A 20,716-nucleotide genomic window follows, 5' to 3' on the forward strand; every position below is an offset into this window, starting at 1 on the left:
CACCTTTGTGGCCGGTTTTTTTACAGCGAGTTCTCCTGCCAGATAACCTCTTTGCCATTGCTGTAGCTCACCACCAGATTCTGTCTTACCCCCTCTGGCCAGCAGCTGCGAAGCACGGCGCGTTTCGTCTCCTCGAAGAAGGCCTTATCTCCTGCCGCGTTGTAGTCTGCTGCTCGCCCGTTCAGCTTGACGTTGAATGACACCGTGACCCGGCCCGAAAACTGCTGCGCCGCGGCCTGCTGCGGATAGCGTGGGGTGATCCGGTAAACGTCTCCCTCGCAATCTGCCAGGGCATCGTTATCCGCCGTACTGCCGCCCACCGGAAACGAGAGCCCGACGCCCACCCCGCTACTGCCGCCGCCAATGCCGACGCTGCCTCCTGACGAACAGCCCCCCACCAGCAGTGCCATACTGGCAACCTGCATAATTTGTGTTGATAGCTGCATCTTTGCGCTCCTCATCATCTCTTACACAGAGCATAGCTGTTGCTGACCACAGTCGAAAAAAAAGGGCTCATGCTGACGCATGAACCCTCTGGCGACTTACCGCGATGGGATTAGAACGTTTCCCAGTTATCGCTGGAAGTGGCGTTCACCGCCGCCGGGCGTAACGGCGTCGATGGCGCGCTGGGGGTGAAGGCGGTGCTGCTGCGCGTTTGCGCCGCGCCGTTAAGACGGAATGCGCCTACGGCTTCGGTCAGACGCGCGCCCTGCTCTTCCAGCGAGGCGGCGGCGGCAGAAGCCTCTTCCACCAGCGAGGCATTCTGCTGGGTGACTTTATCCATCTCGGAAATGGCCTGGCTTACCTGCACAATCCCGCGGCTCTGTTCATCGGATGCGGCGGCAATCTCCAGCATGATGTCGGTGACGCGTTTCACCGCCTCAACGATCTCATTCATGGTGTTGCCTGCAGCAACGACTTCACCCGAGCCCTGATCGATCAGGGTAACGGACTCGTTAATCAGCCCTTCAATCTCTTTGGCCGCATTCGCGCTGCGGCTGGCCAGGGTACGGACTTCGCTTGCTACTACGGCAAAGCCGCGACCCTGTTCACCGGCACGCGCCGCCTCTACCGCCGCGTTCAGCGCCAGGATGTTGGTCTGGAAGGCAATGCTGTTAATCACCGCGGTGATCTCAGAGATTTTCTTCGAGCTGGTGGAGATGTTACCCATGGTTTTCACCACCCCGGAGACCATCTGGCCGCCACGGCTGGCTTTACCTGAAGCATCTTCCGCCAGCTTGCTGGCGTGGTGGGCGTTGTCCGCGTTCTGTTTCACGGTGGCGGTCAGTTGCTCCATGCTGGCGGCGGTCTCTTCGATTGCCGCAGCCTGCTGTTCAGTACGGGAGGAGAGATCGGTATTGCCGGCGGAAATTTCGCTGGTACCGCGATAAATCTCTTCTGCCCCCTGACGCACGGTGCCGACGGTTTTCACCAGGGAGTGCTGCATGGTTTGCAGATCCTGCGTCAGACGACCAATCTCGCTGCGCCCGGTCAGGTCGTCGGCCAGCGTCAGATCGCCTTTGGCGATATGCGCAATACGATTAGCGGCGCGCTGCAGCGGATTGATTACCGTGCGGCGCAGCACCAGGAAGGTGATGGCAGTTAAGATCAACGCCAGCGCGAAGGCACCCACCATAAACATCAGCCCGAGCTGCGTACGGGAATGCGCCTGTTCGGCAAGCTGATTCGCGCGATCGGTACGGATTTTAATCGCTTTCAGCAAGATTTCGTTGTACCCGTCATCCAGCGGGCGGGCGCTTTCATTTTCATGATTGATGATAGCTTCAAACATGCCATTTTTGGCAAATTTCAGCATCGGCTGCAGCCCATTAATATAGGCCTCGTAACGTGCTTTGAGGTCGTTATCCAGCGCCTGGTCGGCAGGAGTACGCACCGCACGGTTCATATAGATTTTAAAGCTATCTTGCGACTGCTTAATACGGCGCTCTGCTTCCGCGATGTTTTGCTTCATTGCGTCCATTTCAGCGATACGGCTGGCAGCACCCGCGTGGATCATATTAATACGCGCGGTGCGCAGATGGTTCGAGCTGTTCGACAACCCGGTGCGCACTTCGATTTCTGATGTCACGTCCTGCTGGTCGGTATCAGCCTGTAACAGGAAATAACCAGCCAGACCTGAGCTCAGGGCAAACAGCAAAATAATGCCGCCGAGAATGGAGGAAAACAGCGGAAGCAACCTGATGTGATGCAGGAAGCTCAACTTGTGTTGCGCCCGCATCGTTGATGAAGTATCCATGACCGTCGACTCTCTTATAAGTAAGATGCGCAAAAAACACGCCCGTAATAGAGTCATCGGCACGGCAGAGAATTAGCTTATGGCTAAAATCGCCAGCCACGTCACACTTTAGAAAAGATTATTAAAGAAATGCCAGCGGCAGAAACCGCTGGCAGAATAATCAGTTATCGCCGAAATGGATAACCGTACGGATGGATTTACCTTCGTGCATCAGATCAAAGGCCTCGTTGATCTGTTCCAGCGGCAGACGGTGAGTGATGAACGGGTCGAGATTGATTTTCCCCACCATCGCATCTTCAACCATGCCAGGCAGTTGCGTACGGCCTTTTACCCCACCGAAAGCGGAACCGCGCCAGACGCGACCGGTCACCAGCTGGAATGGACGGGTTTTGATCTCCTGACCTGCGCCCGCCACGCCAATGATGATGCTCTCACCCCAGCCTTTGTGGCAGCACTCCAGCGCCGAACGCATCACGTTGACGTTACCGATACATTCGAAGCTAAACTCCACGCCGCCGTCGGTCAGTTCTACGATCACATCCTGCACCGGCTTGTCGTAGTCTTTCGGGTTGATGAAATCGGTCGCGCCCATTTCACCCGCCAGCTTGAACTTCTCTGGGTTGGTGTCCACGGCAATAATGCGCCCCGCTTTCGCCTGGACTGCACCCTGAATCACCGCCAGACCGATACCGCCCAGGCCAAAGACCGCGACGTTATCACCCTCTTTCACTTTTGCGGTGTTGTGAACCGCACCGATACCGGTGGTCACGCCGCAGCCCAGCAGACAAACTTTATCCAGCGGTGCTTGTGGGTTCACTTTTGCCAGCGAGATTTCAGCCACCACGGTGTATTCGCTGAAGGTACTGGTGCCCATGTAGTGGTAAATCGGCTCACCATTATAAGAGAAACGAGTAGTACCGTCCGGCATCAGCCCTTTACCCTGGGTAGCGCGAACCGCCTGGCAGAGGTTGGTTTTACCGGATTTACAGAACTTACACTCACCACACTCCGCGGTGTATAACGGAATAACATGGTCGCCCCGCTTCAGGCTGGTTACCCCTTCACCCACTTCCACCACTACGCCGCCGCCTTCATGCCCCAGCACCGCCGGGAAGACCCCTTCCGGATCTTCGCCCGAGAGCGTGAACGCATCGGTGTGGCAAACGCCGGTATGGGTTATTTTGATCAGCACTTCGCCTTTTTTCGGCGGTGCGACATCAATCTCAACGATTTTCAGCGGCTGACCAGGGCCAAATGCAACAGCAGCACGTGATTTCATAACGCTTTCCTTTTAGTGATGTCTGATTTTTATTTTAGATAAGAGCGCAGCAAATGGCCGACTTCTGCCATCCGTACTGCCCGCTGGTCCGGAGTGGTTTCACCCGTGACCAGCTCATCTTTGAGGTGAATTTCGACCATTTCGCCCATCAGCCCGTTCGCAGCACCGCGCACCGCGGCAATCTGTTGCAGGATGGACAGGCAGGGCTCCCCGGATTCCAGCGCGCGCTCAAGGGCATCAACCTGCCCACGAATGCGGCGAACGCGGGTAAGGACACGTTTTTTATCTTCGGGTGAATGTGGCATACGCCCTCCATATACTGTAGGGGGGTATACTATATAGGTTATGAACGGCTGTAAACCGTAACTTTTTACCGGTTTTAATGTGGGAGAGATGATTTATGAGGGAGGAGCTGGCGTTCCAGAGAGGCCTCTCGTGAGGCCTCCATTTACGGCACTTGTTTTGGCCACCGCCGGCGGCGGAGTTTCGGCACACATGAATGCGTGGTGAGTCGGGTTCCACAGATGGAGCACACTGCACCATGAGGTTGGTTATGTAACGAGCCGCCAAAAGAGGTGAAATAGAATCTCTTGCTCGTGCAAACCGGACATTCAAACTTGATGTTGGGGATAGGCCCCTCCAGTCAGGCGTATTGAACCTCTACCTTAACGTAAATTTCAGGCCTTGAGGGATATATCGTCTGATTGCGCGGCCATAATTATAAATATTATGAATATTTAGCGAAGTTGTGGGACTTTCTTATTACCGCTTTATCCATATAGACGCCTGGCATTCCACTCATCGCGGGTAATCTCCCATATTTCAGAGTCCAGTAGTCCGCTGACATACTGTTTCTTTTCGGTTTTAATCAGCCGCATACCGCTTCGAATTGATATTTGCCTTGAGCGGCTATTAACTACGGCTTTTGGTGCACGTAATACCGGCTTATTCAAGATATTAAACCAGTAATCCGTTGCGGCCTCGCTGGCTTCACGCATATATCCCTGCCCTTGCCATTCCGGGACCAGCCAAAAGCCCCGGTTATTATCCTCCACATCATATAAACAGATCAGACCGATAAGCGTATCGGGATCTTCACGGCGGCGGATTGACCAGAACCAGGCAATACTCTTTGCCACGTCAGGGAGGGCAACCTGATTCACATAATACTCCGCGCCATTATCGGGGTAAGGCCATGGCACCGTTGAGACCAGATACTGCACAATTTCCCAACGGGGAAAAGCGTGCTGAATTTGCCGGGCATCATCCTCGACCAGCGGTTTTAATAGCAAACGCTCTGTGGTTAACGCGGGTATCTGCATGCGTGTTCTCCTTGATGCTAAACATTGTCCGGATGAGACCACCCTACACCTCTCCCGAACATGAAGAGAACTCATGTTGTCGTGAAATTTAGTCGCTTTCACTCCTCCCGAGGCTCTGGCATAAAATATCCCTATTAACCAATTAATAACAAGAAGATCGCATTGAGCTAACTTGCGCACAGTCAAGGCTCTTCTCAATGTCCTTTTCTTATGACGTCCAGGATACCGAATTGCGATGAATACTGATTTCACCTTTACGATTAAAAGCAGCCGTTTCGATGAGAACTATAACCCCTCTGAGAATACGCGTATTACCACTAACTTTGCCAATCTCGCCAGAGGGGATAATCGTCAGGAGAATCTGCGCAATACGCTGGTGATGATGAATAATCGTTTTAATACCCTGGCGCACTGGGATAATCCAAAAGGCGATCGCTATTCCATCGAACTGGATATTATTTCCGTTGAGATGAATCTGGGGCCAAACGGCGAAAGCTTCCCGGCAATCGAAGTTTTGAGAACCTGGATCCTCGACCATAAAACGCATGAACGCACAGAGGGGATTGTGGGGAATAACTTCTCCTCGTATGTCCGCGATTATGACTTCAGCGTCGTGCTGCTGGATCACAACAAAGACAAGCCCGGCTTCAGCATTCCGGACAATTTTGGCGATCTGCATGGCAATATCTTTAAGCACTTTATCCATTCAGACGCGTATAAAGCGCACTTCAAAAAGGCGCCGGTAATCTGCCTGAGTGTATCGAGTAAAGATATTTATCACCGTACGGGCAATGAACATCCGGTTCTGGGTCATGAATATGCGCAGAATGGCGTGTCACTCACTGAACAATACTTCAATAAAATGGGGCTGCAGGTTCGCTATTTCATGCCCAAAAATAGCGTCGCGCCGTTAGCCTTCTATTTTACCGGTGATTTACTGCGTGATTACACCAATCCGGAATTGATCGGCACCATCAGTACGATGGAGACTTTTCAGAAAATCTACCGCCCCGAAATTTACAATGCTAACTCCGCGGCAGGCCAGCTCTATCAACCCAGCCTGACTCACCAGGATCACTCATTAACGAAAATTGTTTATGACCGGGAAGAGCGGAGCCAGCTGGCTATTGAGCAAGGCAAATTTACTGAAGAGCACTTTATCAAACCCTATAAGCATGTTCTTGAGCAGTGGTCTGCGCATTACGCTCTTTAATTAACCGAAAGTACAAGGCGATTTATTATGACAATCTTGCTACCCACTTCAACGGCTGGCAGCTTACCGAAACCTTCCTGGCTGGCGGAGCCCGAGAAACTGTGGTCCCCCTGGAAATTGCAAAATGAAGAGTTAATCGAGGGGAAAAAAGATGCGCTGAGCCTGGCCCTGTTTGATCAACTCCGTGCCGGGATTGATATCGTCAGCGATGGTGAGCAGACGCGTCAGCACTTTGTCACGACCTTTATTGAACACCTGAGCGGCGTAGATTTTGAAAAACGTGAAGTCGTGAAAATTCGTAACCGCTATGACGCAAGCGTTCCTACCGTGGTAGGGGCTGTTGCGCGCCAAAAACCGGTTTTCGTGGAAGATGCCCGTTTTTTACGTCAGTTAACCCATAAGCCCATTAAGTGGGCCCTGCCCGGCCCGATGACCATGATCGATACGCTTTACGATGCCCATTATAAAAGCCGCGAAAAGCTGGCCTGGGAATTTGCGAAGATCCTGAATCAGGAAGCGAAAGAGTTAGAAGCGGCTGGCGTCGATATTATCCAGTTCGATGAACCTGCTTTTAATGTTTTCTTTGATGAAGTGAATGACTGGGGTATCGCGGCATTAGAAAGGGCCGTTGAAGGGCTGAAATGCGAAACTGCAGTGCATATTTGCTACGGCTATGGCATTAAAGCCAACACCGACTGGAAACAGACGCTGGGTTCTGAGTGGAGACAATACGAAGAGGCCTTCCCTAAACTGCAAACCTCCAGCATCGATATTATCTCCCTGGAATGCCATAACTCGCGCGTACCAATGGATCTGCTCGAACTGATCCGCGGTAAAAAAGTGATGGTCGGGGCAATCGACGTCGCAACCCATACGGTCGAAACGCCGGAAGAGGTGGCGGATACGTTGCGAAAAGCGCTGCAGTTTGTTGATGCCGATAAACTTTATCCTTCGACCAACTGCGGGATGACGCCTCTCTCCCGCCGGGTTGCCAACGGCAAACTCAATGCCCTAAGCGCAGGTGCCGACATCGTGCGCGCTGAGCTCGCCGGAAGATAATTAGCCACCATCGTGGGCAAAGGTGAATTAAAAGCGGTTTTCTCTGCCGCACAGCATTCTCCTTCTGCCCCCTTTTCGGTTATCGTGGTCAGCAAATTTATTACCACAGGTAACATCTGCCATGGCGCTGATCCCAAAAAACTACACGCAGCTGGAAAGCGGCTACCGCGAAAAAGCCTTAAAAATTTATCCCTGGGTATGTGGACGCTGCTCGCGCGAGTTTGTCTACTCCAACCTGCGCGAATTAACCGTCCACCATATCGACCACGACCATACCAATAACCCGCCCGATGGCAGCAACTGGGAGTTGCTGTGCCTGTTTTGCCATGATCATGAACACTCGAAATACACCGAGGCGGACCAGTATGGCTCCACGGTAGTGGCGGGCGAAGATGCGCAAAAAGATATCGGGGCGGCAACATACAATCCCTTTGCCGATTTAAAAGCGATGATTGGCAAGAAAAAATAGTCGAGGAGGCTCGCAGCATGCTCAGAATTTTGGGAAAAAAATCATCCATCAACGTGCGTAAGGTGCTCTGGACTTGTGAAGAGGCGGGCATCGATTATCTTCAGGAAGATTACGGCAGTGGTTTTGCCTCAACCCAAACGCCTGAGTTCAAAGCCCTTAACCCCAATGCCATGGTGCCGGTCATTGTTGATGAGGGGTTCGTGCTGTGGGAGTCCAATTCGATTTGCCGCTATCTGGCGCGCAAAGCCAGCCGTGATGACCTGCTCCCCCTCGAAGCGCAGGCGGCAGCGAATGTTGAGCACTGGATGGACTGGCAGGCGTCGGAGTTTAACAACGCCTGGCGCTATGCCTTTCCGGCGCTTGCCCGCAAAAACCCCGCCTTTAACGATCAAAACGCGATTGCCAACGGCATTACCGAATGGAATCACTGTATTGATATCGTCGAACAACAACTTCAGCGTACCGGCGCCTGGGTCACGGGTGACACCTTTACCCTCGCGGATATTGTGCTCGGGTTATCGGTGAATCGCTGGAAAATGACGCCCTTCCCCCATCCTGATGTTCCCGCTATCGACGTATGGTTTGAAAAACTGAATCAACGTCCGGCCTTTTTACGGCATGGTAACAATGGCATGGTGTAAATACGACCGCTATGGCGATGAGGTCGTGGTTTAGCTGTGTAGTAGATCGGTGTTGAGCGGGGAATGGGTGTTTCTCATAAGATAAGCTGAATCCCTTTTGAGAAAGCCCCGCCCCCTCGACAGTCACCAAACTCCCTTGCTCGCGCTATCCCGTATTAACCATTTTGCCCGGGGCACATGACGACGAATACGGTACCGTGGTTTGTAACTCAGAGAGTATTTCTTCCAGAATTGTTAATTTTCAAAGGATAATAACTCACTGCGTTGTCCCTCATGAGTCCAAATGGGCAATGTTTAAACTGGCACGGCAATTCACGATCGCATATCTGACCCACTTCCCGGCGGTTACCCGGACATTCATTCTTCATCCGAAAACCCAGCCAACGTATTGATGAATAAGGCATTGCATGTGCAATCCATACGCGTTTCCATCGATTATCAATCAGGATCCCTTTCTCAGTCATCGTGACGACTTCCCCGGTACTTACGTAATAATCCCCTTTGAACCACAGGATATAATTGAGGCCATAGGGTGTCTCTACCTTTCCAAAAATCGTACCCGTATCCGGGCTAGCAACAATCTCAACTATCTTCCACTCCATAAAACCCCTTTCATTGCTGTTCTGATACTCTTTTGTGCCTGTCATAAGGCTTCTATGAGCCCTGCGTAATTTCGCGATGAAAAATAAGAGTAGATTTAAAAGCCGTGAACTTCAAATAACCTTACAAAGAAATATGAATATTTACAATTGCGATTTGCGTTATGTAAACATCCCTCGCGGGAAGGGGGTTCTGTGGAGAGGCGTTCGGTAAGGGGGTTGCAGTACGTTATGGGGCTACGCGTAGAAAAGGTATTAACATAAAAGAATATAACGTCAGGTAATGGTACCAGTGGGACAACTGCCTGAAGCTGAAGGTCTATAATGAGTGAGAAGCAGAAATTTAAGTTTCTACTATTTCCTTAACTCCCTGATTCAGGAAAAATAGCATCTGGCATAACTTTTTATTATCCCAACCAGTGCTTTGGGTATATCGATCATATGCGTAAATTACAAAAATTAATTGCGGCCGAGCGCACCACTTTTTCACCATACTCTCGCCTCCCTTCGAGTGCGATATCTCGTATTGCATCGAAATGTAGAAAGGATGAAATTGCCGATGCGCATATCTTGCTAAAGGAGCTCAAAGCTGAATTGGCGACAGTTCCTGAATGGGATGGGGATACACATGATGACATCTGGAGAACCATCGAACTGTTCAGAGCCATCCTTGAGAAGTTAAAATAATATATGTGTTTGTTGTCCATTTCAGGTACAAGGCAAGCATGCACTGGCATTGAAGATCCTTTATGAGCGAGAAATGGATAAGGATCTTATTCACGATGTCTGCACCAACGCCACTATGGAATATCGAAGCCCAAAGCATTATCGTTCGAGATGAAGTAAATGTGTGGCAATCCCCCATCTTACAGCAATACATCGTCCATTTATCAACTCGAAAACGGAGTAGCTCGCGTTGGGTTGAGCGTACCAGGAGAAATTATCGACAGCACCTTCTTTGAAGGTGGCAATAACGCCCTGACTGACGTGCCCGTGAGACACAATACATATTGTTTGATGATGTGAGCTTGCCTCCAGACTGTGTAAAAAACTTATGACTCGCTGAGAAGCATGCGCAAGAGACTCTCCACCAGGTGGGCAGTACGCGGCATCAAACCTGAATAACGCCTCTGCGTCGTCAGGATGATTTTGTAGGAGATGATTTGCTGACATCCCCTCAAACTGCCCGAATGCCTGTTCTTTAAGGGCTGCTTCTGCCAGCAACGAGCAGTGAAAGCACTCAGCCAGGCGCTGCCCCATTGCCAGGCACGCCCAAGCGGAGACGCGTAAATGCATTCTATCTGGTAATCACTTGCTGCAAGCGCTGCCAGTAAGGCAGATGTTTCGCGCGCACCCCGATGGGTCAGTGCGCTATCACTGTGTCCCTGAATAATTCCTCTCGAATTCCACTCTGTTTCCGCGTGTCGAACAAAAATCACTTTCATCGTTAAAGGACCATGCAACTTGTTGGTTTAAATGCTCCAGACTTCGCGATATCAAATACAACTGGCTGATGCAGTGGAATGCTTTTCTGCTAAGGACGAATCAATAAGTGTAGTTGAATGCCGTTACGCTGTGTTCCCGCAGAAATGCCTGAGGCCACTGTGGATGACGCCTGTGCCCGGCACAAAGCGGACAAACTCACTGCGTTGCAGGTCCGCTATGAGCGAGAAGCGGACGTTATATGTATAAGTAAAAAAGTGCTGATTTGTCATTCAAGCCCTGATAACTTGAATGACAATGAAAACACAATCATTTCTATTCCATTCAATTATTATCACCTGTCTGACTCAGGTGGGATAACGTTCGCCATTTTCCCGCCGGTAAGGCGGGCCTTACCGGAAATTAACCAGTGAGGTAAACAATGGACACCGCTACAGTAACCCCATCAGAACAACCTACTTTGCACCTGTTATGTGGAAAAATTGCATCAGGTAAATCCACACTGTCAGCAAAGCTGGGAGCATCACCCGGCACCGTCGTTGTCAGTGAGGATCATTGGCTGGCTGCTCTCTTTGCTAAAGAAATGCACTCCATATCTGATTATGTCCAGTATTCCTCAAGGCTCAAAAATGCTGTGAAGCCTCATCTGGTATCACTTCTCAAAGCAGGGTTATCGGTTGTTCTGGATTTTCCGGCAAACACACAAGCTAATCGTGAATGGATGATGCACATCATTAAGGAGTCAGGTGCCAGGCATAAGCTGCACTATCTGAACGTATCAGATGAGGTATGTAAATCCCGCCTACGCGTGCGTAATACGGAAGGTGGGCATGAATTTTCGGCTACAGATCAACAATTCGAAATTATAACGCGTTACTTCTCAGAGCCGATGGCAGATGAAGGTTTTGATATTGTTGAATACAGCTGAATTTTCCTTTCAACAGATAAGCCGCCAACTGGCGGCTTTAACAACGCTCGATCTTTTAAGGCCATACAGGATACTAAAATGAACTCAACGTCCGGTTAGAGGGAAAACCCTTACAGGATGGTTCCTGCTTTGAAGCAGAAAGGAAATCATGCATGGTGAACGTATGATTTTGACTTAAATATTAATTAGTTCAGCAGAACTAGTATATAATTTTAAATCAGTTTTCTGACAACAAAGGAAGAGTTATGGCGCTGAATTCATCAGGAATCGAAGTGTTATTTATTGCTGGATTTGGTCCCGTCTCGGTAACAGCAGAATCGGGCACCGCGTTTTATATCGATACGCTGGGCCTGCCGCTTAAAGCAATGGATGGCAACAGTGAATATCTTTTATCTGAAGAAGGGAAGCTTGAGGGCGTTAAACATTTTGCGGTATGGCCACTTTCACAGGCTGCTACCTCGTGTTTTGGTATCCCGCAGTGGCCGTCTCATCTGAGTAAGCCGCAGGGCTGGATTGAATACGAGGTTCAGGATCTTGATTTGGCCACCCATATCTTGAGTGATAAAGGTTATCACTTATTGGTAGCTAAACGCACAGAACCCTGGGGGCAAACAGTTACGCGCTTACTCAGCCCGGAAGGATTACTCACCGGACTTACGGTAACACCCTGGCTCCGTAGCTAAGTAAAATCCGCTTCCGGCGCGGAGCGGATATGTACGCTGGTCTATAGCATCTGTGAACAACCTACAGGATTAATCTTATAGTGTATTTCTGCGCTTCCACTCATCTACCACATCACCTAAATTTTTGGGAATATCATTTCTTATCCAGCCCATAAATGCACGATCAAATTTAAAATTTGGACCACATTCATCAATCATGAAACGACGAACATTTTGTGTATTTTTGTAGTTGTCATCGACGACAGTTGTGCGATCTAAAGAAGAACCATGCCAGTCTGTTTTCATTTATTTATTCCCGGAAACAAGGGTAATTGCTTAAAAGCTACCACACTAACTTTAATATGTCCGCTTCTGGCACAATGCGCACAGACTCAATGAGCTGCAGGTCCGCTATGTGCGAAAAATCTACCTCATTGCTGTTTTGAAGGCTCTTATTTAGCACTCCCTAAATCGTGATCGCTTTCTGTACCTTTAAGCATAAGCGTGGTTTCTTCAATCCGCAGGAAGCGACCGGACTCGTCTGTCTCTGCGAACATATAGACTTCCATGACAACTTCTGAACCGTCGCGCTTAGTGCACAGTACGCGGTGCCTGGTGGCGTAAAGATTTCTTTCACGAAGCTCGTCAAGTACATCGATCCGTGCAAAAGCGCAGATTTCCCGAAGCTTACGTGCATGTTGAGCAAACCCTTCACGATCTTCCCAGCAGCCATTTGTACGCTGCCGATAGCTGGGGCTAAAGTACCGATCGATGACCTTTTCAAGGGGCAGCTTCTGCTGGTTAATTAGTTCATCCAGAACCTTATCAATAGTAATGGTTTCCATGTGTGCTCCTCACTAAATGTTGCGAGCATTTTACAGTCGAATTACTGGCCTTGATGCGTTATAAAAGACATTCAATACCCTTAAAGCGCCAAATATGACTGTTCCCATGATTCCATTATCTCTGGCTTCCTCTCATGAAGGACCGGATCTCTTCGCCGTGATAAGCCAGTCAGGTGTGGTAAGGGAAACACCCCGTCATCACCATGCTCGTGGACAGTTACTGGGAGCCGAACATGGACTGCTAACAGTTGATGCCGGTAATTGTCTCTGGGTAGTGCCAGCAACGCATGCAGTCTGGATACCTCCAGCTTTACCGCACGGTTTATATTCGCATGGCCCCTACTCAGGCTGGAGTGTCTATGTCGCCGCTTCTGCCTGCAAAGAGTTACCTGAGAAACCCTGTATTTTCTCTTTTACAGGCCTGCTGCGCGAAGCCGTAATGCGGGCGGCGAGCTGGAAAGGAAATGCTTTTACTGCATCGCAGGCACGGTTGGCCGGTGTCATTCTTGACGAGATCCAATCGCTTCCGCTGACTCATCTCGGTCTGCCAATGCCCAAGGATGTCCGACTCCGCAAGATTGCACGCGCTCTTTCAGAACGGCCAGACGATAACCGCAGTCTTGAAGAGTGGGCAGCCTGGGCCGGGACATCGCCACGGACGATCACGCGGCGATTCAGCGCTGAAACTGGCTTTAATTTCACTGAATGGCGACAACGCGTGCGCTTGCTCAGGGCTCTCGAGCTTTTGGCTGCGGGCCAGCCTGTAACGGCAATCGCGCTGGATCTGGGCTATGACAATGTGAGCGCTTTTATTGCCCTATTTCGCCGTGTATTTGGCGTGACGCCTGGACGGTATAAATGTTAAGGCAATATCTTGTATAGAAGGCAGAACGTGAATCGTTGAGGTAGATAATAGGTACATTACTCATGAGTAGACGACTTAATAGAGATTATAGAACCAAAGTCAGAAATATACCTCGACGCATAAAAGCGCTTAATCGTTGGGCTGGTACTTTTCATAACCTTGAACGTAGCGTCTTTCCAGAAGAGCAGCATTACTGGAATTTCAAAATCCCAGTGGATATCAATCTCATTGAGGGGAAATACAGCACGTTTAAAACTAAAGCAGCTTGTGCACAAGCTTTAATTAATGCTTGTTCAAACCTTATAACTGCTACTGCCAGCATAAATTATAGTCCTCGAATTACCGCTGTAGTATGTCTGCCGGATATGTTTACAAGCGAGGTCTGTCTTTATCGCTCCGAAGAATATTATCAAGGCTTTATAACTGAAGATCGTTCTGAGAATGGTGCTTCCGCTTTGATCAAAGATCGTAGCCTTGCAGCCGAATGGGGACTCGTTTTGCCAGATAACGTACAGGAAATAGGCATCTCACTCGCTTATTATGGAAGTGAAGATTGGGATGAGTGGTTCACGGGAGAACGCTGGTACTATGGTCAAGTGACTTAAAGAGTTTCATTCATTTGATTAAAAGTTTCTGCCTGCACAAATTAAAACTGCGAGCCAAAAGACTCGCAGTTTTTTATCTGATATCACTATCAGTTCAGGGAATTATGACTTACCAGAGCTACGGCCACCGCTGTGGCTGTTCTGCCCCCCTTTTTTCCCTGCTTCCGACGCACGTTGCGGATCGTCCTTGAAACTCCCTCCGCTGTGCTGACCGCCTTTACGTCCGGCCTCAGATGCCTTTTCACGGTCTTCAGCGAAATTACCGGAACCACCACGATGTTCTGCCATATCTTAAACCTCTTTCGTTTCGTTTATGTCAGTAGATACAAATAAACCTGCTTATTTGTATCGCTCGTCGTTTGATAGTTAAATTTAGCCCCTATCTATAAACAGTCAACTCTATATTTCGCTAAGGCGCACCAGACTTTTCTTATTATATCTCGCATTACCGCATCGCTTTAATAAAATGCCGCTAGCAAGGTTCGCTCGTTGCCAGAATATTAGGATTACTCTCATGGCTGGAATGCTTAAATTAAAAGGGAGGCGGAAATATCTCCAAACTCAATCTGCGCTTCGCTTAATACTTCCATATTACCGCTGCGTTAATAACCGATTATTTACGCTGCAAAAAGTCATTGAATACAAAGAGATTAATCTCTCCCGTCAGGTTTTTTAGGTGAAGGCGTCATTTTTGCTCTAGGCTTTATAGTTAATAAGATTCATTCTGCCAGCATCCCTGAATGAATATTCCTCCTGAACTCGCTATCGAATATTCACTGGAGAATCATTAATGAAAGCACTTACCTACCATGGTCCTCATCATGTCAGCGTCGACAATCAGCCCGATCCTGGGCTGCAGGCAGCTGATGACATTATCCTTCGCGTGACGGCGACGGCCATCTGCGGTTCAGACCTTCACTTGTATCGCGGAAAAATTCCCGGCACCCACCATGGCGATATCTTTGGCCATGAATTTATGGGTGAAGTCGTTGAAACCGGGTCACAGGTCACTGCGGTGCGAAAGGGCGATCGGGTGGTGGTGCCGTTTGTTATCGCCTGCGGCGATTGCTTCTTCTGCCATCTGCATCAATACGCGGCATGTGAAAGTACCAACAGCGGCAGGGGCGCAATACTAAACCGTAAGGGCATTACCCCGCCCGCCGCGCTGTTTGGTTATAGCGATATGTATGGTGGCATCCCCGGCGGTCAGGCGGAATATGTCCGGGTGCCGAAGGCTAATACCGGGCCATTTAAAGTCCCTGACACCCTGTCCGATGAAAAAGTGCTTTTCCTTTCAGATATTCTGCCTACCGCCTGGCAAGCGGTTAAGAATGCCGAAGTCACGCAGGGTTCAAGCGTGGCGATCTATGGTGCCGGGCCTGTCGGGCTCTTAAGTGCAGCCTGTGCTCGTCTCAGTGGCGCAGAGCAGATTTTCATCATCGATCATAACGACTACCGGCTCGAATTTGCAAAACAGCGTTATGGTGCCATTCCTGTCAATTTCGATAAAAACGACGATCCGGCCCAGTGGATTATTGAGAACACCGCGGGCCATCGTGGCGTCGATGCCGTAATTGACGCCGTTGGTTTTGAAGCGAAAGGCAGCCTCACCGAGACGGTGCTCAGTAACCTGAAAATTGAAGGCAGCAGCGGGAAAGCGATAAGACAGTGTATCGCCGCGGTTCGCCGGGGCGGGATCGTCAGCGTGCCGGGCGTATACGCCGGTTTCATTCATGCGTTTATGTTTGGCGATGCGTTCGATAAAGGGCTGACCTTCAAAATGGGGCAGACGCATGTGCATGCCTATTTACCGGACTTATTGAATCTGATTGAGCAAGGCTTGCTGACGCCAGAAGAGATTGTTACCCATCATCTTCCTCTGGAAGAGGCAGCACGCGGGTATGAGATCTTTGAAAAGAAAGAGGAGATGTGTCGCAAAATCATTCTGGTGCCGGGCATGGCAACCGGAAAGGCGACAGTCTGAGGCCTGTCGGCCCTGTCATGGATAAGCCCTACGCCAGTACCGGGCGTAGGGCTTTGAGTATCGTCTTCTTACGTCCGCCTTTACGGCGAACCTGGATGGCCCTCATCGATTTAACGACAGCGCAGCAAATCCCCTATTCGGGTCGTATACCGCGGTGAGAGCATCTCCCGCTTCATCTGCCACTGCTGCTGAATCCCCTGCCCGGCAAAATAGAGCGTGCCGCGCCCTTTCTCATTCATCTTATCCATTATCGTCATTAGCGCTTCGCTGTTATGCCGGGGCGGCGCTTCATCAAAGAGATTCAGTTGCGCCACACCAACGCTGAAAAAATCGCCCAGCATCACCCCCGCTTTTTGATAGCGATGCCCTTCTCGCCAGATTTTATCCAGACAGCGGGTCGCCGCGTTGATGAGGTCACGGCTGTCCTGGGTGGGCGTCAGCAATTTTACCGAGGCGCTGTTCCCGTAATAGGGCTCGTTCAGGGCAAAGGGCGAAGTTTTCACAAAGGCGGAGACAAACCGGCAGTACTGATGCTCTTTACGCAGCTTTTCCGCCGCGCGAAAGGCATAGCTGCATATCGCCTGGCGCATTGACTCATAGTCGCTCACCCACTCACCAAAGGAGCGCGAGCAGACGATCTCCTGCTTGTCGGGAACAAATTCTTCAAACCCCAGACACGATTCCCCGCGCAGTTCCCGCACGGTACGCTCCAGCACCACGCTGAAATGTTTGCGGATCACCCCGATGTGGGTATCGGCCAGATCCAGCGCCGTGCGGATCCCCATCGCCTCCAGCCGTTTGCCGATGCGTCGCCCCACGCCCCAGACCTCCTCGACTGGCAGCGCGGCCATCAGCCTGCGCTGACGATCAATATTCGACAGGTCCAGCACGCCGCCCGTCTGGGTCTGCCATTTTTTTGCCGCATGATTCGCCAGCTTGGCGAGCGTTTTCGTGGGTGCAATTCCGACCCCGACGGTCAGGTGAGTATGCTGCTTCACGGTGGCGCGGATCTCCTTGCCAAATTCCGTGAGGTCACGGCAGTTACGTACCCCCGTCAGGTCGCAAAAGGCTTCGTCGATGGAGTAGATCTCTACGCGCGGCGTCAGCAGCTCCAGGGTATCCATCACCCTGGCGCTCATATCGGCATACAGCTCGTAGTTGCTGCTGAAGGCCACAATGTTATGCCGGCGAAAAATCTCTTTCTGCTTAAAGTACGGCGCTCCCATTGTTACCAGCCCCTTTGCTTCGGCGCTGCGGGCAATCACACAGCCGTCATTATTCGACAGCACCACCACCGGCCGTCCCTGAAGATCCGGGCGGAAGACGGTTTCACATGACGCGTAAAATGAATTCACATCACAGAGGGCAAACATGCTAGTGGGTCGCTTTGATGATATAGGTGACCACGCCGAAGATATCGAGCGACGCTTCGCTGCCGATCACAATCGGTGAGTAGGCACTGTTCATGGGGTTGAGCTGGATCCGGGGGCGCAGCTGCAGGCGCTTCACCGTAAATTCGCCTTCAATGGCGGCAATCACGATATCTCCGTGGTCCGCCTTTCTGGCGCTATCAACCACCAGCAAATCGCCGTCGCCAATCCCGGCGTCAATCATCGAATCCCCCGCTGCTTTCACAAAATAGGTCGCGCTGGGGTGCTGGATTAAAAGTGCATTCAGATCGATACGCTGCTCGACATAATCTTGCGCCGGGCTGGGGAAGCCACACTGAACTAAATCACTAAATAGGGGGAGCGCTATTACTTCGCGCAACTCTGCGGGTCTGTACAACATCATTATACACGCCTCTTATACTGTTTTTATATACAGTAGTTTCAATGACGAAGACGATCAAGCGGCATTTTTGCCGCGGCTGGTTATGCTTTCGCCAGGCCGCAGCTAACTGTTTCTCTTTGCAGAAAATTAAAATTTGTAAATCCGGGGCAGAATAAAAAAACAGCAGGCTAATCATGACCACTGAAATGAATAAGAAAACGGCTATAAGGGGTAGCAAAGAGAAATTGCCTCCTACGCATTTATCAATCCGTTCAGATTTTCGACAGATTTATCCATGCGTCGTACACCGCGGCCTGGCGCGTAATTGACAGTTCAGCCTAAGAAAATGTCACCCTGCGTGCCTCCGGAATCTGCGTTAGCGCATCCAGGACAAATCTTAATTTTCCACAAAACCTTCACTTTTGTCAGGTTTTCCACTCCTCCCCTACGGCGGTAAACCAGGCGAAACTTATATTTCCCGCGCTAACTCCTTTATCTACCGCGATATATTATTAGCATATTTAATGCACGCTAAAATAATGCCCTGGCTGGCTTACTTGATCATTTCACCGTTCGGTCTACATTTATTTCTGCAACCTTGCGGAGTGTTTCATTCCCTACACTGGAATATCTATATTGAAATCAGGAGAACGTTTATGACAACACATCGAGGCGGTTCCGGTAATTTTGCAGCAGACCGTGAGCGTGCGTCCGCGGCCGGGCGCAAAGGTGGACAGCGCAGTGGTGGAAACTTTAAAAACGATCCACAGCGCGCATCTGAAGCGGGCAAAAAAGGCGGACAAAATAGCCGCGGCGGTGGTCGTAAAGCTGCAGAATAAAAGTTCCAATATATTCTTTGGCCGCTCTTAATGGTAGCCAGAAATAAATTTAGCACCGTGCGTAAATATGCGTAAATAAATGCCCTGAGACCTGATTGAATTTGCGGAGGTTGATTATGCTGCATTTAAGACGACGAGTTCGTAATGTGCGTAACAGTCATCGTTGCGGTGACGATGTTGGCTGGATGATGGCGGGTGATAGCGAGTTGCTCCGTTCGCCGGAAAGTGGCCCCGGGATGCAGGTCGCCAGAAAGCTGGACGACCCTACCCACGAATCTACGCTGGAGCTCGACCCGCTCCAGAACTGGCTGGTAGACACCATGGCCAGACGTGAAATCAAGTAATCAGCTGTTGAGTAGTGAAATGCGTTTTGTGTTTTTTGCTTAGCCCGGAGCGTCACTCCGGGCTTTTTTTATGGCCTTAGCGGCGCAGCGGCAGCCCTGCCGTCTCTCTGGCGCGCAGTACCGTCAGGAAGGTGATAAGCGCCGCGCCCATCACATACAGCGCTGGCGAGAATGGATTGCCGGTCGCGGTCATCAGGTAGGCAGAGAACCACGGCGTGATGCCACCAAAGAAGGCCACCGCCAGGTTGTAAGCAATCGCCATCCCACCGTAACGAATACGGGTAGGAAACAGTTCGGCCATTGCCGCGCTGCAGGCGCCATCGAAGGCGGCGATAAAGGCACCCAGCAGCAGCATGGCCAGCACCGCAGAGAGCATATCGCCATTGGCCATTACCATCATTGCCGGGTAAGTAAAGAGGATAAAACCGGCGCACCCGGCCAGCATTAGCGGCTTACGGCCAAATTTATCCGAGAGATACCCCATAAAAGGCACCATGACCGCAATGCCAAACAGCCCGAGGGTGGTGATGGCATAAGAATCCAGCTTCGAATAGTGCATCTCGGTAGAGAGATAGCTGGGCATAAAGGTTTGCAGCGTCCAGTGCCCTACCGCTTTGATCACCACAAAACCGACGCAGAAGAAGAGCGCGCCCCAGGCTTTGGTTACGGCAGCATGCAGCGGCGCGGCTTCGGTTTTACCGCTCTTGAGCGTTTCGAGAAATTCGGGGGAGTCTTCAAGCTGGTTTCGCAGGTACAGCCCCACCCAACCCAGCGGCCCGGCGATCAAAAACGGAATGCGCCAGCCCCAGTCGTTCATTGCCGCCTCACCCAACCCTGCGGTAAGCAAGAACACCAGCCCGGAACCGGCAACAAAGGCCATGAATCCAAAGTTGTCTATCCAGCAGGTAAAGTAACCGCGGCGCGCGTCAGGCGCATATTCCGCAAGGAACGTGGTCGCACCGGCGCTTTCGCCCCCGGCGGCAAATCCCTGAATCAGGCGGGTGATCACCAGCAGCACCGTGGCGGTGATGCCAATCTGCGAAAAGGTGGGCAGCAGCCCCATCACAAAGGTCGCGCCAGAGGTCAGCAGGATCACCGTCGCCAGTACCTTGCGTCGGCCTATGCGATCTCCAAGCGAGCCGAAATAGAGTCCCCCAAGCGGGCGCATGACAAACCCGGCACCAAATACCGCAAACGACGACAGCAGCGCTACCGCGGGGCTCTCCGCATGAAAGAACTGCAGGCCAATAATCGCGGCCAGCGTACCGTAAAGCCCAAAATCGAACCATTCGACAAAATGGCCAACGCCGGTGGCGAGCAGCACCTTACGGAGTTTGCGGGCCACGGGGATCTCCTTTTCGGATACCGCGCGATCTAATGAGGGCTGAGCTGAGGGGTTCATACTCTCTCCTTTGCAGGGTGCCGACTGGCGGGCGGTGGAACGCGAAGCGGCCTGACGATCATACCAGCAAATGCCGGACAGGATGAACGCGCGACAGTGTTTCTATTATAGATATACCCTTTAGGCGTAAAATACCCAGCGCGAAAGATGAAAATGTGAACTGACGCGAGAAAAACAAAAACCCGCT

General features: G+C 50.9%; 24 protein-coding genes and 1 pseudogene. 12 read left to right on the top strand and 13 right to left on the bottom strand.

Translation table 11 applies throughout. The features are described from left to right. Nucleotides 1-20: 20 nt before the first annotated feature. From B3B59_RS11335 to B3B59_RS11355, 5 genes are all read right to left on the bottom strand, one after another. Nucleotides 21-446, bottom strand: a complete 426-nt coding sequence (locus B3B59_RS11335; RefSeq protein ID WP_286809017.1) for an energy transducer TonB — start codon at nt 444-446, stop codon at nt 21-23. Nucleotides 447-556: 110 nt separating this feature from the next. Next, nucleotides 557-2,257, bottom strand: a complete 1,701-nt coding sequence (locus B3B59_RS11340; RefSeq protein ID WP_286809018.1) for a methyl-accepting chemotaxis protein — start codon at nt 2,255-2,257, stop codon at nt 557-559. A 160-nt stretch (nt 2,258-2,417) separates the two neighbouring features. Continuing rightward, complete coding sequence (locus tag B3B59_RS11345; RefSeq protein ID WP_286809019.1) at nt 2,418-3,536, bottom strand: S-(hydroxymethyl)glutathione dehydrogenase/class III alcohol dehydrogenase; 1,119 nt, start codon at nt 3,534-3,536, stop codon at nt 2,418-2,420. 29 nt (nt 3,537-3,565) lie between these two features. Then, nucleotides 3,566-3,841, bottom strand: a complete 276-nt coding sequence (locus B3B59_RS11350; protein WP_040075518.1) for a metal/formaldehyde-sensitive transcriptional repressor — start codon at nt 3,839-3,841, stop codon at nt 3,566-3,568. 465 nt (nt 3,842-4,306) lie between these two features. After that, the gene (locus B3B59_RS11355) at nt 4,307-4,858 is read right to left on the bottom strand and encodes a GNAT family N-acetyltransferase (protein ID WP_286809020.1); all 552 of its coding nucleotides are present in this window, start codon (nt 4,856-4,858) and stop codon (nt 4,307-4,309) included. A 235-nt stretch (nt 4,859-5,093) separates the two neighbouring features. Here B3B59_RS11355 and B3B59_RS11360 point away from each other — a divergent pair, with 235 nt between their 5' ends. From B3B59_RS11360 to B3B59_RS11375, 4 genes are all read left to right on the top strand, one after another. Then, nucleotides 5,094-6,071, top strand: a complete 978-nt coding sequence (locus B3B59_RS11360; RefSeq protein ID WP_212475898.1) for a DUF1852 domain-containing protein — start codon at nt 5,094-5,096, stop codon at nt 6,069-6,071. 27 nt (nt 6,072-6,098) lie between these two features. After that, nucleotides 6,099-7,130 (top strand): methionine synthase, encoded by a 1,032-nt coding sequence (locus B3B59_RS11365; protein WP_286809021.1) that lies wholly within the window; start codon nt 6,099-6,101, stop codon nt 7,128-7,130. A 121-nt stretch (nt 7,131-7,251) separates the two neighbouring features. After that, nucleotides 7,252-7,599: an HNH nuclease YajD gene (gene yajD, locus B3B59_RS11370; RefSeq protein WP_040075514.1), complete on the top strand. Its 348-nt coding sequence runs from the start codon at nt 7,252-7,254 to the stop codon at nt 7,597-7,599. Nucleotides 7,600-7,616: 17 nt separating this feature from the next. Continuing rightward, nucleotides 7,617-8,240 (top strand): glutathione S-transferase family protein, encoded by a 624-nt coding sequence (locus B3B59_RS11375; protein WP_286809022.1) that lies wholly within the window; start codon nt 7,617-7,619, stop codon nt 8,238-8,240. Between the two features lie 209 nt (nt 8,241-8,449). Here the strand turns inward: B3B59_RS11375 and B3B59_RS11380 are convergent, their stop codons facing one another. Continuing rightward, a complete protein-coding gene (locus tag B3B59_RS11380; protein WP_286809023.1) occupies nt 8,450-8,887 on the bottom strand; it encodes a hypothetical protein in 438 nt (145 codons plus the stop codon). A gap of 393 nt (nt 8,888-9,280) precedes the next feature. Between B3B59_RS11380 and B3B59_RS11385 the strand changes: the two genes are divergently transcribed. After that, entirely contained in the window at nt 9,281-9,526 is a 246-nt protein-coding gene (locus B3B59_RS11385) for a hypothetical protein (RefSeq protein WP_286809024.1), read from the top strand. 183 nt (nt 9,527-9,709) lie between these two features. Here B3B59_RS11385 and B3B59_RS11390 read toward each other — a convergent pair. Further along, nucleotides 9,710-10,284, bottom strand: a pseudogene (locus tag B3B59_RS11390) (histidine phosphatase family protein); the annotation flags it as partial. A 419-nt stretch (nt 10,285-10,703) separates the two neighbouring features. On the opposite strand from B3B59_RS11390, the gene B3B59_RS11395 reads away from it, so the two are divergent. Further along, nucleotides 10,704-11,210, top strand: coding sequence for an AAA family ATPase (locus tag B3B59_RS11395; RefSeq protein WP_286809025.1), 507 nt, complete (start codon nt 10,704-10,706; stop codon nt 11,208-11,210). A 245-nt stretch (nt 11,211-11,455) separates the two neighbouring features. After that, a complete protein-coding gene (locus B3B59_RS11400; protein ID WP_233803414.1) occupies nt 11,456-11,893 on the top strand; it encodes a glyoxalase in 438 nt (145 codons plus the stop codon). A gap of 75 nt (nt 11,894-11,968) precedes the next feature. On the opposite strand, the gene B3B59_RS11405 is transcribed toward B3B59_RS11400, so the two are convergent. After that, the gene (locus tag B3B59_RS11405; RefSeq protein ID WP_286809026.1) at nt 11,969-12,178 is read right to left on the bottom strand and encodes a DUF6434 domain-containing protein; all 210 of its coding nucleotides are present in this window, start codon (nt 12,176-12,178) and stop codon (nt 11,969-11,971) included. Between the two features lie 146 nt (nt 12,179-12,324). Next, nucleotides 12,325-12,717 carry a hypothetical protein gene (locus B3B59_RS11410; RefSeq protein WP_046885328.1) on the bottom strand — a complete coding sequence of 131 codons (393 nt, stop codon included), beginning with the start codon at nt 12,715-12,717 and terminating at the stop codon, nt 12,325-12,327. A 439-nt stretch (nt 12,718-13,156) separates the two neighbouring features. Here B3B59_RS11410 and B3B59_RS11415 point away from each other — a divergent pair, with 439 nt between their 5' ends. Both B3B59_RS11415 and B3B59_RS11420 read left to right on the top strand, forming a co-directional pair. Beyond that, nucleotides 13,157-13,582 carry a helix-turn-helix domain-containing protein gene (locus tag B3B59_RS11415; protein ID WP_040075497.1) on the top strand — a complete coding sequence of 142 codons (426 nt, stop codon included), beginning with the start codon at nt 13,157-13,159 and terminating at the stop codon, nt 13,580-13,582. Between the two features lie 62 nt (nt 13,583-13,644). Then, nucleotides 13,645-14,187 (top strand): DUF3916 domain-containing protein, encoded by a 543-nt coding sequence (locus B3B59_RS11420; protein WP_286809027.1) that lies wholly within the window; start codon nt 13,645-13,647, stop codon nt 14,185-14,187. A gap of 102 nt (nt 14,188-14,289) precedes the next feature. Here the strand turns inward: B3B59_RS11420 and B3B59_RS11425 are convergent, their stop codons facing one another. Beyond that, nucleotides 14,290-14,475, bottom strand: a complete 186-nt coding sequence (locus B3B59_RS11425) for a general stress protein (protein WP_046885327.1) — start codon at nt 14,473-14,475, stop codon at nt 14,290-14,292. Nucleotides 14,476-14,977: 502 nt separating this feature from the next. Between B3B59_RS11425 and B3B59_RS11430 the strand changes: the two genes are divergently transcribed. Continuing rightward, nucleotides 14,978-16,171: a zinc-dependent alcohol dehydrogenase gene (locus B3B59_RS11430; protein ID WP_040075495.1), complete on the top strand. Its 1,194-nt coding sequence runs from the start codon at nt 14,978-14,980 to the stop codon at nt 16,169-16,171. Between the two features lie 110 nt (nt 16,172-16,281). Here B3B59_RS11430 and B3B59_RS11435 read toward each other — a convergent pair whose 3' ends face one another. Both B3B59_RS11435 and B3B59_RS11440 read right to left on the bottom strand, forming a co-directional pair. Continuing rightward, a complete protein-coding gene (locus B3B59_RS11435) occupies nt 16,282-17,544 on the bottom strand; it encodes a Y-family DNA polymerase (protein ID WP_286809028.1) in 1,263 nt (420 codons plus the stop codon). Nucleotide 17,545: 1 nt separating this feature from the next. Continuing rightward, nucleotides 17,546-17,965, bottom strand: coding sequence for a translesion error-prone DNA polymerase V autoproteolytic subunit (locus tag B3B59_RS11440; protein ID WP_040075493.1), 420 nt, complete (start codon nt 17,963-17,965; stop codon nt 17,546-17,548). A 635-nt stretch (nt 17,966-18,600) separates the two neighbouring features. Here B3B59_RS11440 and B3B59_RS11445 point away from each other — a divergent pair. Together B3B59_RS11445 and B3B59_RS11450 are read left to right on the top strand one after the other, a co-directional pair. Beyond that, entirely contained in the window at nt 18,601-18,783 is a 183-nt protein-coding gene (locus B3B59_RS11445; protein WP_040075491.1) for a general stress protein, read from the top strand. A gap of 146 nt (nt 18,784-18,929) precedes the next feature. Then, complete coding sequence (locus B3B59_RS11450; RefSeq protein WP_207291795.1) at nt 18,930-19,127, top strand: hypothetical protein; 198 nt, start codon at nt 18,930-18,932, stop codon at nt 19,125-19,127. Nucleotides 19,128-19,203: 76 nt separating this feature from the next. Here B3B59_RS11450 and B3B59_RS11455 read toward each other — a convergent pair whose 3' ends face one another. Continuing rightward, nucleotides 19,204-20,529 carry an MFS transporter gene (locus B3B59_RS11455; protein ID WP_052452747.1) on the bottom strand — a complete coding sequence of 442 codons (1,326 nt, stop codon included), beginning with the start codon at nt 20,527-20,529 and terminating at the stop codon, nt 19,204-19,206. Between the last annotated feature and the right edge of the window lie 187 nt (nt 20,530-20,716).

Source organism: Leclercia sp. UBA2479, from assembly GCF_002341985.1.
Classification (GTDB): Bacteria; Pseudomonadota; Gammaproteobacteria; order Enterobacterales; family Enterobacteriaceae; genus Enterobacter; species Enterobacter pneumoniae.

Bases quoted from the DNA above. Each gene is read 5' to 3' on its own strand.
- B3B59_RS11445 (WP_040075491.1), top strand. From the start codon at position 18,601: ATGACAACACATCGAGGCGGTTCCGGTAATTTTGCAGCAGACCGTGAG.
- B3B59_RS11380 (WP_286809023.1), bottom strand. From the start codon at position 8,887: ATGACAGGCACAAAAGAGTATCAGAACAGCAATGAAAGGGGTTTTATG.
- B3B59_RS11440 (WP_040075493.1), bottom strand. From the start codon at position 17,965: ATGATGTTGTACAGACCCGCAGAGTTGCGCGAAGTAATAGCGCTCCCC.
- B3B59_RS11435 (WP_286809028.1), bottom strand. From the start codon at position 17,544: ATGTTTGCCCTCTGTGATGTGAATTCATTTTACGCGTCATGTGAAACC.
- B3B59_RS11335 (WP_286809017.1), bottom strand. From the start codon at position 446: ATGCAGCTATCAACACAAATTATGCAGGTTGCCAGTATGGCACTGCTG.
- B3B59_RS11410 (WP_046885328.1), bottom strand. From the start codon at position 12,717: ATGGAAACCATTACTATTGATAAGGTTCTGGATGAACTAATTAACCAG.
- B3B59_RS11425 (WP_046885327.1), bottom strand. From the start codon at position 14,475: ATGGCAGAACATCGTGGTGGTTCCGGTAATTTCGCTGAAGACCGTGAA.
- B3B59_RS11455 (WP_052452747.1), bottom strand. From the start codon at position 20,529: ATGAACCCCTCAGCTCAGCCCTCATTAGATCGCGCGGTATCCGAAAAG.
- B3B59_RS11375 (WP_286809022.1), top strand. From the start codon at position 7,617: ATGCTCAGAATTTTGGGAAAAAAATCATCCATCAACGTGCGTAAGGTG.
- B3B59_RS11395 (WP_286809025.1), top strand. From the start codon at position 10,704: ATGGACACCGCTACAGTAACCCCATCAGAACAACCTACTTTGCACCTG.
- B3B59_RS11430 (WP_040075495.1), top strand. From the start codon at position 14,978: ATGAAAGCACTTACCTACCATGGTCCTCATCATGTCAGCGTCGACAAT.
- B3B59_RS11420 (WP_286809027.1), top strand. From the start codon at position 13,645: ATGAGTAGACGACTTAATAGAGATTATAGAACCAAAGTCAGAAATATA.
- B3B59_RS11340 (WP_286809018.1), bottom strand. From the start codon at position 2,257: ATGGATACTTCATCAACGATGCGGGCGCAACACAAGTTGAGCTTCCTG.
- B3B59_RS11415 (WP_040075497.1), top strand. From the start codon at position 13,157: ATGCGGGCGGCGAGCTGGAAAGGAAATGCTTTTACTGCATCGCAGGCA.
- B3B59_RS11355 (WP_286809020.1), bottom strand. From the start codon at position 4,858: ATGCAGATACCCGCGTTAACCACAGAGCGTTTGCTATTAAAACCGCTG.
- B3B59_RS11365 (WP_286809021.1), top strand. From the start codon at position 6,099: ATGACAATCTTGCTACCCACTTCAACGGCTGGCAGCTTACCGAAACCT.
- B3B59_RS11385 (WP_286809024.1), top strand. From the start codon at position 9,281: ATGCGTAAATTACAAAAATTAATTGCGGCCGAGCGCACCACTTTTTCA.
- B3B59_RS11400 (WP_233803414.1), top strand. From the start codon at position 11,456: ATGGCGCTGAATTCATCAGGAATCGAAGTGTTATTTATTGCTGGATTT.
- yajD (WP_040075514.1), top strand. From the start codon at position 7,252: ATGGCGCTGATCCCAAAAAACTACACGCAGCTGGAAAGCGGCTACCGC.
- B3B59_RS11360 (WP_212475898.1), top strand. From the start codon at position 5,094: ATGAATACTGATTTCACCTTTACGATTAAAAGCAGCCGTTTCGATGAG.
- B3B59_RS11405 (WP_286809026.1), bottom strand. From the start codon at position 12,178: ATGAAAACAGACTGGCATGGTTCTTCTTTAGATCGCACAACTGTCGTC.
- B3B59_RS11350 (WP_040075518.1), bottom strand. From the start codon at position 3,841: ATGCCACATTCACCCGAAGATAAAAAACGTGTCCTTACCCGCGTTCGC.
- B3B59_RS11345 (WP_286809019.1), bottom strand. From the start codon at position 3,536: ATGAAATCACGTGCTGCTGTTGCATTTGGCCCTGGTCAGCCGCTGAAA.